The sequence below is a fragment of the Rhodococcus sp. IEGM 1305 genome, from assembly GCF_030058635.1.
Lineage (GTDB): Bacteria > Actinomycetota > Actinomycetes > Mycobacteriales > Mycobacteriaceae > Rhodococcus_F > Rhodococcus_F opacus_D.
The window spans coordinates 164,013-179,552 of the sequence record NZ_JASHKX010000004.1 but is presented as its reverse complement, the minus strand read 5'-3'; the positions used below and the strand labels follow the sequence as shown (position 1 = coordinate 179,552).

Annotated in this window: 13 protein-coding genes; 6 read left to right on the top strand and 7 right to left on the bottom strand. The window is 68.6% G+C overall.

The annotated features are described in order from the left end of the window. Window positions 1-91 precede the first annotated feature (91 nt). Window positions 92-1,213 carry an alanine dehydrogenase gene (gene ald / locus QM693_RS10555; RefSeq protein WP_005249214.1) on the bottom strand — a complete coding sequence of 374 codons (1,122 nt, stop codon included), beginning with the start codon at window positions 1,211-1,213 and terminating at the stop codon, window positions 92-94. A gap of 225 nt (window positions 1,214-1,438) precedes the next feature. On the opposite strand from ald, the gene QM693_RS10550 reads away from it, so the two are divergent. The 3 genes from QM693_RS10550 to QM693_RS10540 all read left to right on the top strand — a co-directional run bounded on the left by QM693_RS10550 (window position 1,439) and on the right by QM693_RS10540 (window position 4,708). Continuing rightward, entirely contained in the window at window positions 1,439-2,809 is a 1,371-nt protein-coding gene (locus tag QM693_RS10550; protein WP_283334633.1) for an aspartate aminotransferase family protein, read from the top strand. A gap of 89 nt (window positions 2,810-2,898) precedes the next feature. Then, a complete protein-coding gene (locus QM693_RS10545; protein WP_283352280.1) occupies window positions 2,899-3,927 on the top strand; it encodes a phosphotransacetylase in 1,029 nt (342 codons plus the stop codon). Window positions 3,928-3,976: 49 nt separating this feature from the next. Continuing rightward, the gene (locus tag QM693_RS10540) at window positions 3,977-4,708 is read left to right on the top strand and encodes a sulfite exporter TauE/SafE family protein (RefSeq protein WP_283352279.1); all 732 of its coding nucleotides are present in this window, start codon (window positions 3,977-3,979) and stop codon (window positions 4,706-4,708) included. Window positions 4,709-4,715: 7 nt separating this feature from the next. On the opposite strand, the gene QM693_RS10535 is transcribed toward QM693_RS10540, so the two are convergent. Next, entirely contained in the window at window positions 4,716-5,621 is a 906-nt protein-coding gene (locus tag QM693_RS10535) for a LysR family transcriptional regulator (protein ID WP_283334630.1), read from the bottom strand. Window positions 5,622-5,722: 101 nt separating this feature from the next. Here QM693_RS10535 and QM693_RS10530 point away from each other — a divergent pair, with 101 nt between their 5' ends. The 3 genes from QM693_RS10530 (at window position 5,723) to QM693_RS10520 (ending at window position 9,674) form a co-directional block, all read left to right on the top strand. Then, the gene (locus QM693_RS10530) at window positions 5,723-6,775 is read left to right on the top strand and encodes a YeiH family protein (protein WP_283352278.1); all 1,053 of its coding nucleotides are present in this window, start codon (window positions 5,723-5,725) and stop codon (window positions 6,773-6,775) included. A 209-nt stretch (window positions 6,776-6,984) separates the two neighbouring features. Further along, a complete protein-coding gene (locus QM693_RS10525) occupies window positions 6,985-7,947 on the top strand; it encodes an MBL fold metallo-hydrolase (protein ID WP_065492745.1) in 963 nt (320 codons plus the stop codon). A 62-nt stretch (window positions 7,948-8,009) separates the two neighbouring features. Then, a complete protein-coding gene (locus QM693_RS10520) occupies window positions 8,010-9,674 on the top strand; it encodes an FAD-dependent monooxygenase (protein ID WP_283352277.1) in 1,665 nt (554 codons plus the stop codon). Here the strand turns inward: QM693_RS10520 and QM693_RS10515 are convergent. From QM693_RS10515 to QM693_RS10495, 5 genes are read right to left on the bottom strand one after another with little or no spacing between them, the layout of a single operon-like run. Further along, complete coding sequence (locus QM693_RS10515) at window positions 9,616-11,694, bottom strand: heavy metal translocating P-type ATPase (protein WP_283352276.1); 2,079 nt, start codon at window positions 11,692-11,694, stop codon at window positions 9,616-9,618. The two genes, QM693_RS10520 and QM693_RS10515, sit on opposite strands and share 59 nt — an antisense overlap. Window positions 11,695-11,730: 36 nt before the next feature. Further along, complete coding sequence (locus QM693_RS10510) at window positions 11,731-12,057, bottom strand: metal-sensitive transcriptional regulator (RefSeq protein WP_280779237.1); 327 nt, start codon at window positions 12,055-12,057, stop codon at window positions 11,731-11,733. Continuing rightward, complete coding sequence (locus tag QM693_RS10505) at window positions 12,054-14,324, bottom strand: heavy metal translocating P-type ATPase (RefSeq protein ID WP_283352275.1); 2,271 nt, start codon at window positions 14,322-14,324, stop codon at window positions 12,054-12,056. Before QM693_RS10505 ends, QM693_RS10510 begins: the two co-directional genes overlap by 4 nt. Next, window positions 14,324-15,214, bottom strand: coding sequence for a DUF8832 domain-containing protein (locus QM693_RS10500; protein WP_283352274.1), 891 nt, complete (start codon window positions 15,212-15,214; stop codon window positions 14,324-14,326). The genes QM693_RS10505 and QM693_RS10500 overlap by 1 nt, the downstream gene beginning before the upstream one ends. Window positions 15,215-15,270: 56 nt before the next feature. Continuing rightward, complete coding sequence (locus QM693_RS10495) at window positions 15,271-15,477, bottom strand: heavy-metal-associated domain-containing protein (RefSeq protein ID WP_105418026.1); 207 nt, start codon at window positions 15,475-15,477, stop codon at window positions 15,271-15,273. Window positions 15,478-15,540 lie beyond the last annotated feature (63 nt).

Sequence of the window (15,540 nt, the reverse complement as noted above, 5' to 3'; positions counted from 1 at the left end):
GTGGATCCAAGAGTGGCCAGAGGTAGGCCGACCCGGCACGCCGAGAAGTTCTCGAACGAGCACTTCTCAGTATGCCGGGCCGGCGGCGAAATCAAACCAGGTTGAGCGCGTCGTCGACGCTGACCGACTCGATCCCGAGTGCCTCACCGACGGCATCGTTCGTCAGGCGCCCGGCGACGGTGCTGACACCGGCCCGGAGTGCGGCATTCTCCCTGGCCGCGCGGGCGAGGCCCTTCTCGGCGATCTGCAGGGTGTACGGCAAGGTCACGTTGGTGAGTGCGTACGTCGACGTGTGGGGCACCGCTCCCGGCATGTTCGCCACGCAGTAGAACACCGAGTCGTGAACCTTGAACGTGGGCTCCGCGTGGGTGGTGGGACGCGAATCCTCGAAGCAACCACCCTGGTCGATCGCGATGTCGACGAGAACGCTGCCCGGCTTCATCCGCGAGACCAGCGAGTTCGAGATGATCTTCGGTGCCTTGGCGCCCGGGACGAGCACGGCACCGATGACGAGGTCGGCCTGCATGACCTCCTGCTCGATCGAGTAGGCGTTCGCGGCGAGGGTGCGGATCCGGCCCTGGTACATCCGGTCGGCGGCGCGCAGCTTGTCGACGTTCTTGTCGAACAGGACCACGTCGGCCCAGGTGCCTGCGGCGACGGCGACGGCGTTCATGCCCGAGACGCCGGCGCCGATCACGACGACGCGAGCCGGCAACACACCGGACACGCCGCCGATCAGTACGCCTCGGCCACCCTCCGGGCGCATGAGTGCCTGTGCACCGACGAGCGGTGCGAGCCGGCCGGCGACCTCACTCATCGGGAACAGCAGGGGCAGGGAACCGTCGGGAAGCTGAACAGTCTCGTACGCAACGGAATTGGTGCCGGCGGCGAGCAGTGCCCGGGTGCACTCTTCACCCGCAGCGAGGTGCAGGTAGGTGAACAACGTGAGGTCCGAACGCATCCGGTGGTATTCCTCGGCGATGGGCTCCTTGACCTTGAGCAGCAGTTCCGCGCTCTGCCACACCGCGTCGGCGGAGTCGAGGATCTTCGCGCCGGCGGCGCCGTAGGCGTCGTCACCGATCGACGAGCCCTCCCCCGCACCGCGTTCCACGAACACGTCGTGCCCGTGGGCGACCATTTCGTGGACACCGGCGGGAGTGGCCGCCACCCGGTACTCGTGGTTCTTGACTTCCTTGGGGATACCGATCCTCATCTGAGACCTCCGTTAGCTGGGGCTGTTCGCCGCTCCGACCACACGTCGTGGTGCCCGAGCGATTCGATACCGAAGTCTGGATCACTCTGGCATGGGACCAGAAGGACCAGTTGAGCGCCGTCTACGGGGACCAGACTGGACCCATCGAATACCGCTCTTCTGGCCCTGACCTGCGGTCTGCCCCGTCGGTATGTTGTGGATCACAGCCATTCGACAACGAAGGAGATGGTCGTGGACGTCACCGAATTGCGAGCACGGGCCCGCCGGCACCTCGGACCTCATTTCACCCGTAAGGACACCTGGGAAAGCGACTTTCCGGTGTTCGTTCGTGGCGAGGGAAGCTATCTGATCGACACCGAGGGGGACCGTTTCCTCGACGGTCTGGCAGGCCTGTTCTGCGTGAACATCGGTCACGGCCGCGACGACATCGCCAAGGCGGCGAGCGAGCAGATCGGGACGCTGGCGTACGCCTCCAACTGGGGCAGCGCCCACATTCCCGCGATCGAGGCGTCCGCGCTCATCGCCGACCTGGCGCCCGGTGATCTCGGGACGACCTTCTTCGTCAACTCGGGTTCGGAGGCCGTGGAGACGGCCGTCAAGTTCGCCCGGCAGTACCACCGCAGCCAGGGCAACCCGCAGCGCACCAAGATCATCAGCCGCGAGATGGCCTACCACGGAACCACTCTCGGCGCGCTCTCGGTAACTCAGCTGCCCAAGATCAAAGACCCGTTCGGACCGCTGCTGCCCGGGGTACGCTCCGTGCCCAACACCCTCGGTTACCTCGGCGACTGCGGCCCGGCGAACGAGCTCGACTGCATCGCCGCGATCGAAGCCGTCATCGAGGAAGAGGGCGCCGAGACCATCGCCGCCGTGTTCGCCGAGCCGGTTCAGAACGGGCGCGGCGCCCTCGTCCCGCCGGACGGATACTGGGCCGCGCTGCGCGCGCTGTGCGACAAGCACGGGATCCTGCTGGTCTCCGACGAGGTGATCTGCTCGTTCGGCCGCCTCGGACACTGGTTCGGGCACGGGCTGACCGGTGTGGTTCCCGACATGATCACGTTCGCGAAAGGTTCCACGTCCGGATACGCCCCGCTCGGCGGCCTGATCGTGCGTGAGCAGCTGGTTCGCGAGCTCTACGACTCGCCCAAGGGCGGCGTGTTCACACACGGCGCGACGTGGGGCGGACACCCGGTGTCTACGGCGGTGGCGGTCGCGAACATCACCGCGATGCGCGACGAGAACGTGCTGGGCAACGTCTCCGCGCGCGGACCGAAGTTGAAGTCGGCACTCGACTCGCTGATGAGCTCGCACCGCTGCGTCAAGGACGTGCGCGGCACCGGATTCTTCTACGCGATCGAATTGATGGCCGACAGCGACAGCGGCCGCGAGTTCACCGAGCAGGAATCGCTGACGGTGTTGCGCAAGGTACTGCCGGAGGCGTTCGCCCGCACCAAGGTGATTCTCCGCGGCGACGACCGTGGTGCCACGATGCTGATGATCTCACCGCCCCTCGTGGCCGACGACGAGGTGCTCTCGGAACTGCTCCACGGCATCGACAGCATGCTCACCGACATCGAAAAGGCAATCCAGCCGTAGGGAACGATACGTTCCCCGAGTTCCAGCGGGTGGCGGTCGTCGAGATCGACGACCGCCACCCTTCTTCGTAGTGATGGGAGAGCGAGGCCATGGCCCCGGGCGTCACCGCTGTACCACCCACCGACGCTGCACGACTGAATGATTCGTCGCTGATCGACCACTGGGTCGCCACCCTGCGTGGGGAGGGCCGCGTCGTCGGTCTCGCCGACGGAGAAGACGAGCGCGCGATCCGTGCGGCCCACCATCTGCACCACAAATGTGTCGTCTCCCCGCGGCTGTTCGGGCGGCGGGACGCCATCCGGCGCATCGCCGAGGCCGCGGGTATCCCGCTGGCCGAGGAACTCGTCGTCGACCTCGACGAGGCGGCCGCCGACCCCGCGATCCGTGACGCCGTCGAATCGGGATTCGCCAGGTACCCCGACCGGATCGAGTCGGCGCTGTCCGACCCGGTGTGCCTTGCCGCGGGGGCACTGCGCGCCGGAGTGGTCGACGCCTGCGTCGCGGGCGCGAGCAGGCCGACGTCCGATGTGCTGCGGGCCGGGCTGCGCATCGTCGGTCTCGCGCCGGGTTCGAGCATCCTGTCGAGCTCGTTTCTGATGTTGCTGTCGGACGGAAGGCAGTTGACGTTCTCCGACTGCGCCGTCGTACCCGACCCCACGGTCGAGGAACTGGTCGACATCGCGCTGGCCGCCAGCGCCACCCACTTCCAGCTCACCGAGCAGACTCCGATCGCGGCGATGCTGTCGTTCAGTACCCAGGGCAGCGCCAGCCACCCGCGAGTGGCGAAGGTCCGCGAGGCCGCGGAACTGGTGCGCGTCCGGGACCCGCAGTTGCACGTGGACGGTGACCTGCAATTCGATGCCGCGCTGGTCGCCGAGATCGGCGCGTCCAAGGCGCCCGGTTCACGGGTCGCCGGCCGGGCGAACGTCTTGGTCTTCCCCAATCTCGATGCCGGCAACATCGGGTACAAAATTGCTCAGCGGCTCGGCGGTGCAATAGCCTTGGGTCCCATCCTGCAAGGCTTGGCCGCACCGTGGAACGACCTGTCCCGAGGATGCACCGGCAGCGACATCGAACTGATGGCTCTGGTGAGCGCAGTCCAATCTTTGGCCACCTGAACATCAGACCTGCACGGGAACGTGCCACCGGATCGGGAAGGGAGTCGCGATGACGATGCTCCTCATCGGTGCCCTGTGCATCGGCATCGCGTCGGTCATCGGCGGCGCCACCGGGTTCGGGACGGCACTGATCGCGACGCCGGTGATGCTGATGGTTGGATTCGCCGTTCCCGAAGTGGTATTCGTCAATCTGGTGGCGGGCCTGATCACGCGGATCGGCGCCGCGTACCAGTTGCGAGAACACATCACTTGGGGACGGGTGGCGCTGCTCGGTGGTGGCAGTCTGCCCGGCGCCTGGCTGGGCGCGGTCACCCTCGGTCTGCTGCCGGAGCAGTATCTGAAGCCCGCAGCGGGAGTTGTGGTGATGCTGTGCGGGCTCGCGATGGCGTTCCCCAACCGGGCGGAAGTCACGCGTGCGCCGTCCACGACTGCGCACCTCCTCACCGGTTCCGTGGGTGGCTACCTCGGAACGACGACATCGCTCAACGGACCGCCACCGGTCCTGTTGTTGATGCGCGCGCGGTTGCCACCGATGGCTTTCATCGCCGATCTCGCAGGCTATTTCATCGTCGCGAACGTGATGGCGCTCGCTGTCCTGTGGTTACACGACGAAATCACGGAATCGATGTTCTGGCCGCGACTCCCGGTCTTCGTCGCCGCCGCGCTGATCGGCAACGTCACCGGGCTCGCGATCGCCCGACGACTCCCGCCGGGGGTGTTCCGTTCCGCGGTCATCGTGCTGGTGATCGCCGCCGGTGCGGCGACCTGCATTCTCGGGTGACAGCCGCTCACGGCTCGGCACCGACCCGGCGGACCAGACGCACCAGTTCGCCTGCGGGACCTTCGAGCTGACGCGCGCCCCGCCACACGGCGCGCAGCACCCTGTCGAGCTCGAGGCCGTCGACGTCGATCACTTTCAGCTCTCCGGCGCCGACCTGCTCCGCCACCGCCAGGGTGCTCATCACCGCGGGACCGACCCCGGCCAGCACGCTGGTGCGAATCGCGGCGGCGCTGCCCAGCTCGAGAAGCGGTGCCGCCCGGTCGTATTCCTGCAATGCCACGTCGAGGGTGGTTCGCGTGCCGGATCCCGGCTCGCGGACCAGGAGCGGTGTCAGCGCCAACTCGGCGACGGTCAGCGCCTTCCGCCGCCGGGCCCACGGGTGGGTGGGATGAACGACGACGACCAGGCGGTCACGCGCCACCGTGAGACTCTTCAACGGTCGTGGTACCGTCGGCGATTCGACGAACCCGACGTCGCAGATCCTGCTGTTGATCCGCTCGAACACCTGAGTCGAGTTGTGCACCTGCAGGTGAATGGTCACGTCGGAGTGCAAACGGCGAAACTGCCCCAGCCACCCCGGCATCAGGTGTTCCGCGACAGTCATGCTGGCACCCACCGTCAACTCGGCGGCGCGTTCCGCGCGCAGTCCCTCGGCCACGTCGAGCAGCCGGCGAGTGTCGGAGAGCACCCGGCGTGCCCAGTGCGCGATCACGGTACCTTGCGGTGTCAGTATCGAGCCCGTCGGGCTGCGCTGCAACAGCGTCATGCCGAACTGGCGCTCGAGTTGCTTGATGGCGCGACTCGCATTCGGCTGCGCCATTCCGGCGATTCTGGCGGCAGCGCTGAGGCTTCCGTGGTCGTCGACGCCCACGAGCAACTCGAGAACGGGGAACTCGGGCCATCTGCGGGACATGCATCGAGTATATGACCCCGGCGCAAGACATATCACGATGATATGTGTTCATGTCGAGATGACGGCTACCGGAGACGGCCACCGTGACGGACCGTGGATCCATGAGTAGTCAACTGAGCGAGAAGTCCGAGGAACAGCGCGTCGAGAGCCCGGCAACGCTGCCGCGACTGCAGACCGCCACGGCCACTCTCCTGCCGGGTCTGGCGCTGTGCGCCGTCGCCACCGCCGTCGCCATGGGTGTCGGCCGGTTCCTTCCGACGGTGAGCCCGCTGCTCATCGCCATCGTGCTCGGCGCCGTTCTGTCGAACGTCGTGCATCTGCCCGAACGCCTGCGCCCGGGACTGCAGTTCTCTGCCAAGAAACTGTTGCGGGTGGGCATCGCCCTCCTCGGACTCCAATTGATGCTGAGCGACATCCTCGGGCTGGGCTGGGGCGTCATCGTCGTGGTCGTCTCGATCGTCTGTCTCGGCATCGTGGGAACGATGTTCGCGGGCAAGCTGCTCGGCCTCAGCTGGACCCAGCGACTGCTCATCGCCTGCGGATTCTCGATCTGCGGCGCGGCCGCGGTGGCAGCGGTGGACGGTGTCGTCGACGCCGACGAGGAAGAGGTGATCACCGCGGTCGCGCTCGTCGTCATCTTCGGCACGCTCATGATCCCCGCGATCCCGCTGCTGTCGCGGGCGCTGGGACTCTCCGACACCGACGCCGGCCTGTGGGCGGGCGGCTCCATCCACGAGGTCGCCCAGGTGGTCGCCGCGGGCGGCGCGATCGGTGGTGCCGCTTTGGGCGTGGCCGCGGTAGTCAAACTCGCCCGCGTCCTCATGCTCGCCCCGGTCATGGCCGTCCTCAGCGTGCGCCAGCGCAAGCTCGCCGGCACCGACGCCGACGTGAAGCGGCCGCCGCTCGTCCCGCTCTTCGTCCTCGCCTTCCTCGCCTGCGTCGGCCTGCGGTCGTCCGGCCTGTTGCCCGCGGGCCTGCTCGCAGAGGCCAAGATCGTGCAGACCGCCCTCCTCACCGCCGCGATGTTCGCCCTCGGCGCCGGTGTCCAGATCGCGACGATCAAGAAGGTCGGCGCACGACCCTTCGTGCTCGCGGGCATCTCCACCGTCTGGGTGGCGTCGATCGCCCTGGTCGGGGTACTGCTCGCGGGGTGATGCCGCTACCCACCCCGTCGCCCCCACTTCCCCCCGTCGCCCCCGTCGCGACGAACGGGACGCTCGTTGCGTCAGATCGAACGAGCGTCCCGTTCGCTCGCCGGGGGCCGTCGTTCAGGAACCAAATTTTGATCAAGGCTTTCATTATTTTGTGATCCGGGTTACTGTGGCCACCATCAATCAAACCTTTGATTAGTTAGGTGGATCGCATGAGCCCCACAAGCTTCGCTTCGTCGGCCGACCTCGGTGAAAAGGAGCAGACCCTCGAGGTCCTCGCCGACGGCGTGTACGCCCTCACCGCCGAGGGGGATCCGAACATCGGCGCCATCGAGGGCGAGGACTTCGTCGTCTGCTTCGAGGCGCTCGCCACCCCGGTGGCCGCGCAGGACTGGTTGCGCAAGTTGCGCGAGCACACCGACAAGCCGGTCCGGTACCTGGTGCTCTCGCACTACCACGCCGTCCGCGTGCTCGGTGCGTCCGCGTTCGACGCCGAGACCATCGTCTCGCATGAGACCACCCGTGCCCTCATCGAGGAGCGTGGAAAGGAAGACTGGGCAAGCGAATTCGGCCGAATGCCGCGCCTGGCCAAGGCGGCCGACTCGGTGCCCGGACTGACGTGGCCCACCCTGACGTTCGCCGACAAGCTCACCATCGACCTCGGCGGCGGACGCGGCGACCTCGTGCTCCAGCACTTCGGACGCGGGCACACCGAGGGCGACATCACCGCGTGGCTGCCGAAACAGAAGATTCTGTTCGCCGGCGACCTCGTGGAGGCGCAAGCCGCGCTCTACACCGGCGACGCCTTCCACCGCGACTGGTCCACCGGCACCCTCGATGCGATCAAGGCGCTCGGCGCGGAGGTCCTGATCGGCGGACGCGGCGCCGTCTCCCACGGGCGGGACGCCGTCGACGCCGCCATCGAGCAGACCCGCCACTTCATCGAGGTCATGCTGGCCGAAGTCGGGGCGGTGCAGCAGCGCGGGGGCACCCTGAAGGAAGCGTTCGAAGCCACCCACGCCGCACTGAACGAGCAGTACGGGCACTGGCCGATCTTCGAACACTGCCTCCCCTTCGACGTCTCCCGCGTGTGGGACGAGCTGTCGGGCATCGAACGGCCCGTCATCTGGACCGCCGAGCGTGACCGCGAGGTCTGGGACCAGTTGCAGGGCTGACGTCCGTCACCGTTTCACAGGGCTGACATCCGTCACCGTTTCACACTGACAAGGCGAGGATCATGGGAAGACGACACACCCGCGGCGGCACGGTCACCGTCGTGGGCAACGGCCCGGTGGGGCAGACGACGGCGTTGCTGTTGGCGCGCTGGGGAATACCGGTGACTTTGCTCGACGCGCGGGCCGAGCGTGACCCGATCGGATCGAAAGCCATCTGCCAGCAGCGGGACGTCCTCGAGGTGTGGGACGCGATCGGCGTCGGCAGGCAGCTGGCCGACGAGGGCGTGACGTGGGGGTGCGCACGCACCTTCCACCGCGACCACGAACTGTTCGCGCAGACGTTCGTCGACCGCGGCATCTCGTCGTTCCCGCCGTTCGTCAACATCTCCCAGGCGCGAACCGAGGAACTGCTCGACGAGCGGATCGCGGCCACGTCGTCGATCGACGTTCGGTGGGGATACGAGGCCACGTCCGTGGATCAGGACGAGACCGGCGTGACCATCACCTGCCGCACCGGCTCTGGCGAGGAGACCGTCACCTCGGACTATGCGGTGGTGGCCGTAGGGTCGCGGGGCAGCGCGATCCGGCGGCAGCTGGGTGTCACGTTCGACGGTCGTTCGTTCGACGACAAGTTCCTGATCTGCGACATCGCCGCCGACATTCCGGGCTGGGCCGACGAGCGCCGCTTCTACTTCGACCCGGAGTGGAACCCGGGCAGGCAGGTGCTCATCCACCCGTGCCCGGACTCGACGTTCCGCATCGACTGGCAGGTGCCCGGCGAGTACGACCTCGAGGCCGAGGAGAAGTCGGGTGCGCTGGACGCGCGGATCCGGAAGATCATCGGCGACACCGACTACCGGATCGTGTGGAAATCGGTGTACCGCTTCCACTCCCGGGTCGCGAACCGGATGCGCGTCGACCGGGTGCTGCTCGCCGGCGACGCCGCGCACATCGTGTCGCCGTTCGGGGCGCGCGGCCTGAATTCCGGTGTCGCCGACGCCGAGAACGCGGCGTGGAAGCTCGCATTCGTCCTGCGGGGCTGGGCCGACGAGTCGCTGCTCGAGACGTACCACACCGAGCGGCACGCGGCGGCCGTCGAAAACATCGCGGTCACCACGGCGACGATGGATTTCCTCGTCCCGCAGTCCGAGGACCAGCGCCGGCACCGGTGCGACGTGCTCACTGCGGCGGTCACCGACCCGCAGGCGCGGGCACACGTCGACAGCGGTCGTCTCGCCGAGCCGTTCTGGTACGTCGGATCACCCTTGACCACAACCGATCCGGAACGACCCTTCGCCGGGCGCCCCGAGCGTGGCTGCACCCCGGCCGCCGCGCCGGGAATCCTCGTGCCCGACACCCCGGTGACGCTGCGCGGCGGTGCCGGCAGCCGGCTCCGCGACATCGCCCGGCACGGCATCCTGCTTCTCGCGGGTGACGGCGTGGACGTCGACGCGATCCGCAGCGCGGCACTCGCAGCGGTGCACACGCCGATCCGCCTCGTCCGGCTGTCGGAGATCGACGGAACCGGCGTCCTCACCGCCGCCTTGGACGCGAAGCCCGGCGAGGTGTGGGTCATCCGCCCCGACGCCTACATCGCGGCGGTCACCGACACGGTCGACGGGCTGGTGTCCGCGCTGCACCGAATCACCGAACCCCTCGTCACCGTGCTCACTTCCGTGCCAGCCGTTCCGGATCCAGATCGAGTCGGCGCAGCAGTTGCGCGTTGAGGGCGACGACGATGGTGGAGACGGACATCAGGATCGCGGCGGCCGCGGGTGAGATCGCGACCCCGGCGAACGCGAGGGCCCCGGCGGCCAGGGGGACGGCGATGACGTTGTATCCGGTGGCCCACACCAGGTTCTGCCACATCTTGCGGTAGCTCGCCTGCGACAGATCGATGATCGAGAGGACGGCGCGGGGGTCGTCGGCGGCGAGGACGACACCGGCCGATTCGATGGCGACGTCCGTGCCGGCGCCGATCGCGACGCCCACGTCGGCGCGGGCGAGTGCGGGCGCGTCGTTGACACCGTCGCCGACCATCGCCACCCGGTGACCGCGGGCTTGGAGTGCGGCGACCTCGGCGTCCTTGTTCTCCGGCAGCACGTCGGCGAACGCTTCGTCGATGCCGAGATCGGCGGCGACGGCGTCGGCCACCTGACGGGCGTCTCCGGTGATCATCGCGACCTTCACACCGCGCGCGTGCAGGGCGTCGATCGCCTGCCGAGACTCCTCGCGGACCGCGTCCTCGAGCGCCACCGCGCCGAGCACCCGCCCGTCGCGGACCACGTGGAGGACGGAGGCGCCGCGTTCGACCCACCGTGTCGTCTGCGCGGCAACGTCACCGGGGACCGTCACGTTCAGTTCGGTGAGCATCGCCGGTCCGCCGACGGCCACTTCCACGCCTCCGACGTTCGCGCGCACCCCGCGTCCGGGCAGTGACCGGAAGTCGGACGCGGTGCGCCGCTCGTCCGCGGGCACGTTCGACGCCGCCTCGGCGACGATGGCCCGCGCGACCGGGTGCTCGCTGTCGGCCTCCACGGCGCCGGCGATCGCGAGCAGTTCGGTCTCGGTGACACCCGCGGTGGTGACCACCCCGGTGACGGCGTGCCTGCCCTGGGTCAGGGTGCCGGTCTTGTCGAACAGGACGACGTCGACGTTGCGCATGCGTTCGAGGGCCAACCGGTCCTTCACCAGGACACCGGCCTTCGCGGCGCGTTCGGTGGAAATGGCGATCACGAGGGGTATCGCCAGGCCGAGCGCGTGCGGGCAGGCGATCACCAGAACGGTGACGGTCCGCACCACGGCCTCGTCCACGTTGCCGAGCAGCGACCACACCACGAACGTGAGAAGCCCTGCGATCGAGGCGAAGTAGAACAGGAACGCCGCGGCGCGGTCGGCGAGGGCCTGGGCCCGGGACGAGGACGACTGCGCGTCGGCGACCAGCCGCTGGATTCCGGCGAGGGCGGTGTCCTCCCCCACCGCGCCCACCTGGATCCGCAGCGCGCTGTCGGTGGCGACGGTGCCGGCGACCACGGTGTCGCCGACCGACCGTGGGACGGGATTGGATTCGCCGGTGATCATCGATTCGTCGACCTCCGCGCGGCCGTCCTCGACGGTGCCGTCGGCCGGGATGCGGCCACCGGCCCGCACCAGCACGAGGTCGCCGGTGGCGAGTTCGGAGACGGACACCTCGGTGACGCCGTCGTCGGTGACCCTGTCGGCGGTGTCCGGCAGCAGCGCGGCGAGGGCGTCGAGGGCGCCGGACGCCGACCCCAGCGCCCGCATCTCCAGCCAGTGTCCGAGGAGCATGATGACGATGAGAAGCGCCAGCTCCCACCAGAAGTCGAGGTTGAACCCGCCGATCTGCAGGGTCGTCACCCACGACGCGAGGAACGCGACCGTGATCGCCATGCCGATCAGCAGCATCATTCCGGGCCGCCGCGACTTCAGCTCACCCCATGCGCCGGTGAGGAACGGCGCGCCGCCGTAGAAGTAGATCGCGGTGCCGACCACCGGCGGAATCCACGACGCACCGGGGAAGTCGGGGACGGTGTAGCCGAGGAGGTCGGCGAACATGTGGCTGAACACCACCACCGGCACCGACAGCGCGAGACTGATCCAGAATTTCTGCCGGAACACCTCACCGTGCGCGCCGTGACCGGCATGCCGATCCGCGTGCTCACTGTGTGCGTCGTGCCCGGTGTCCCGGACCTGTTCCACTTCCTGCTGCTGATGATCGTGAGACATGCCTGCTCCCTCGGAAGCTGCTCTCGTGGTCTGGTTTCAGGAACGCACCAGTCGTGCGATGGCGTCGGTGGCTTCCTTGATCTTCGCGTCGGCCTCGGTGCCGCCCGCGACGGCGGCGTCGACGACGCAGTGGCTGATGTGGTCTTCGAGCAGACCCAGCGCCACGGCCTGCAACGCCTTGGTCATCGCGGAGACCTGGGTGAGGATGTCGATGCAGTACTTCTCGTCCTCGACCATCCGCTGCAGACCCCGCGCCTGGCCCTCGATGCGGCGCAGGCGCTTGAGGTAGTCGTCCTTGGCGCTGATGTACCCGTGGCCGGTTGTGTGGTCGTCCGCGTGGTCGGTGGTCGGTTGCTCGGTCATGAGTGTTCCCCTCGGGTGGGAGTGGTCAGGGGCTGGAAGCGGCGCAGTCGCAGGCTGTTGCTCACGACGAACACCGATGAGAATGCCATGGCGGCACCGGCCAGCATGGGGTTGAGCAGGCCCGCCGCCGCCAGCGGCAACGCCGCGACGTTGTAGGCGAAGGCCCAGAACAGGTTGCCCTTGATCGTGCTCAACGTCCTGCGCGACAACCGGATCGCGTCGGCTGCGGCCCGGAGGTCGCCGCGCACCAGCGTGAGGTCGCTGGCCTCGATGGCCACGTCCGTGCCGGTTCCCATGGCGAGACCGAGGTCGGCCTGCGCGAGGGCGGCGGCGTCGTTGACCCCGTCGCCGACCATCGCGACCACCTTGCCGTCGGCCTGCAGACGCTTGATCACGTCGACCTTGTCCTGGGGCAGTACCTCCGCGACGACTTCGCCGATGCCGACCTGGGCGGCGATCGCCCGGGCCGCGGAAGTGTTGTCGCCGGTGAGCATGATCGGGGTGAGGCCCAGTTCGCGGAACTGCGCCACCGCCTCGCGCGACGTCGGCTTCACGGTGTCGGCGACCACGAGCACGCCGCGCGCCTGGCCGTCCCAGCCGATCCCGACGGCGGTCTTGCCCTCCGACTCCGCCGCGTCGACGACGCGCTGGAGTTCCGTGGTGAGCTGCAGCGACCAGTCGCGGAGCAGTTTCGCGCGGCCGATGACCACCGCGTGTCCGTCGATCAGGCCCTGGACGCCGAGTCCGGCGATGTTGGTGAACTGTTCGACTTCGGGGAGCGTCGTCAGCCGCTCCTTCGCGCCGCGGGTGATCGCCCGCGCGATGGGATGCTCGGACGCGTCCTCGAGCGCGCCGGCGAACCGGAGAACCTGCTCCTCGTCCTGGCCGTCCGCGGCGACCACGTCGTGCAGCGACATCGTGCCGGTGGTGACGGTTCCGGTCTTGTCGACCACCACGGTGTCGACCCGCCGCGTCGATTCCAGAACTTCGGGTCCCTTGATCAGGATGCCCAGCTGGGCCCCGCGTCCCGTGCCCACCATGAGAGCGGTCGGGGTGGCGAGTCCGAGCGCACACGGGCACGCGATGATCAGGACGGCGACGGCTGCGGTGAACGCGGCGGCGACCGAACCGCCGGTCCCGATCCAGAAACCGAGGGTCGCGACCGACAACGCGATCACGATCGGGACGAAGATGCCGGAGATCCGATCGGCCAGGCGTTGCACCTCGGCCTTGCCGGTCTGCGCGTCCTCGACCATCCACGCCATCTGCGCGAGCTGGGTGTCGGCTCCGATCCGGCTGGCGCGAACCACGATTCGGCCGCCGACGTTGACCGTCGCACCCGCCACCTCGGAGTCCGGCGACACCTCGACCGGCACGGATTCACCGGTCAGCATCGACGCATCCACCGCCGACGAACCTTCGACGACGACGCCGTCGGTGGCGATCTTCTCACCGGGACGGACCACGAAGAGGTCGCCGACGTCGAGCTGGTCGATGCCGATCAGCTGTTCGGTGCCGTCACGCAGCACCGACACTTCCTTGGCGCCCAGTTCGAGCAACGCCCGCAGTGCCGCTCCCGCCCGCCGTTTGGCGCGGGCCTCGAAGAAGCGGCCGGCGAGGATGAACGTGGTGACACCGGCCGCGGCCTCCAGATAGATGTTGCCGGTGCCGTCGACCCGCGCGATCGTGAGCTCGAACGGGTGCGTCATCCCCGGCATGCCGGCGGTGCCCCAGAACAGTGCGTACAGCGACCAGCCGAACGCGGCCAGCGTGCCCATCGACACCAGGGTGTCCATGGTCGCGGTGCCGTGCCGCAGGTTCGTCCAGGCGGCCTTGTGGAACGGCCACGCACCCCAGACCACGACCGGGGCCGCGAGGGTGAGCGAGAGCCACTGCCAGTTCGTGAACTGCAGCGCCGGGACCATCGCCATCGCGATGACGGGGACCGTCAGCACCGCCGACACGAGCAGCCGCTGCCGCAGTTCCGCCGCCGGGTCCTCTTCCTCCGGGACCGGGGGCTTCACCTCGGGCAGTCGCGCCGTGTACCCGGCCTGCTCGACCGTGGCGACCAGGTCTTCGGGCGAGACGTCCGCGGCGTCGTAATGGACGCGGGCCTTCTCCGTCGCGTAGTTGACGGTCGCGGTGACGCCGTCGAGTTTGTTCAGCTTGCGCTCGATGCGGTTGGCGCACGACGCACAGGTCATCCCGCCGATGGCCAGTTCGATCTGGGAATCGGGTGGTGCCGCAATGTCGGTCCCGCGGGTCATCACTTCTCCTCCGGTCCGGCAGTGGCGGTGAACTCCGCGGTGTGGACGGCGCCGGCGTGCTGGAAGTCCAGGAACAGCCGGTAATCGCCCGCGCTGGGTGCGGTCACGGCGAAGTCGATCCCCGGGCCCGCCGCGGTGACGCCGTCGCCGGGATGTCCGTCCGGGTGCACGTGCAGGTATCCGAGGTCGGTGGTGCGCAACGCCACCAGGTGACCGTATGCGCCGAGGTAGGGCTGAAGATCGGTGACCGGCTGTCCGTCGCGGCTCACCGAGAGGGTCACGTTCGACGTCTCTCCCGGTCGCAGCGCGCCGCCGAGGGCGACGGTGTACCCGTCCACGGTGGCGGTCGCTGCGGGAGCCGGCAGTTCCTGCGGGTCGTACGTGCCCGCGACGCGCAGGTCCGTGCCCAGGGTGACGCCTTCGCCGCCTGCCGGGGTGAAGTCCGCGAACACGCGGTAGTCGCCGCCGCGGGTGAGGTCGAGGGGGACGCTCCACGTTCCGGCCGCGTCGAGCGTCGGGTGCACGTGCTGGAATCCGGCGAGGTCCCGGCGGACGACGATCAGGTGCAGCAGTTTCTCGTGCTCGACGGTGTAGTCCGTCACGGGTACCCCCGAGGGGTTCGTGATCCGGAACTGCACCGGGACCGCGGCACCGGCGGTGACCTGGTCGGATGCGAGTTCGAGGGTGTAGCCGTCCGCAGTGGGCGTCAGTCCGCCCGGGGTCGGGTCGGCGGCGGCGTCGTGGCCTCCCGCTCCGTGCCCGTCGTCCTCGGCCGTGTGCGCGGCGGGCTCGGCCACGTCCGGGCCGGCAACCGACCCGAGTGCGAGCGCGGCGCCGAAGATCACGACGAGGCCGACGGTGAATCCGGCGAACTTGCCGGTTGCGTTCATGATGGGTCTCCTGTGGTGGAGGTGCCGGCTCAGCCGGCCGCGTTGGAGGTGCCGGCTCAGCCGGCGACTGAATACCCGGCTTCTTCGACGGCACCCGCGACGTCGCTCGGATCGAGGTCGGTGGTGCTGTCGATGACGACCTTGCCGGTGGTCAGATCGACGTTCACGTTGGTGACGCCGGGGAGTGCGCTGATCTCCTCGGTGACCGAGGACACGCAGTGGTTGCAGGTCATGCCGGTGACGGTGACGCTCGAGGTGCTCACGGGTCTGCCTCTCTTCGGGGGTCGATGTCGTCTCTGAGAACTACCATACCCCCCTACCGTATT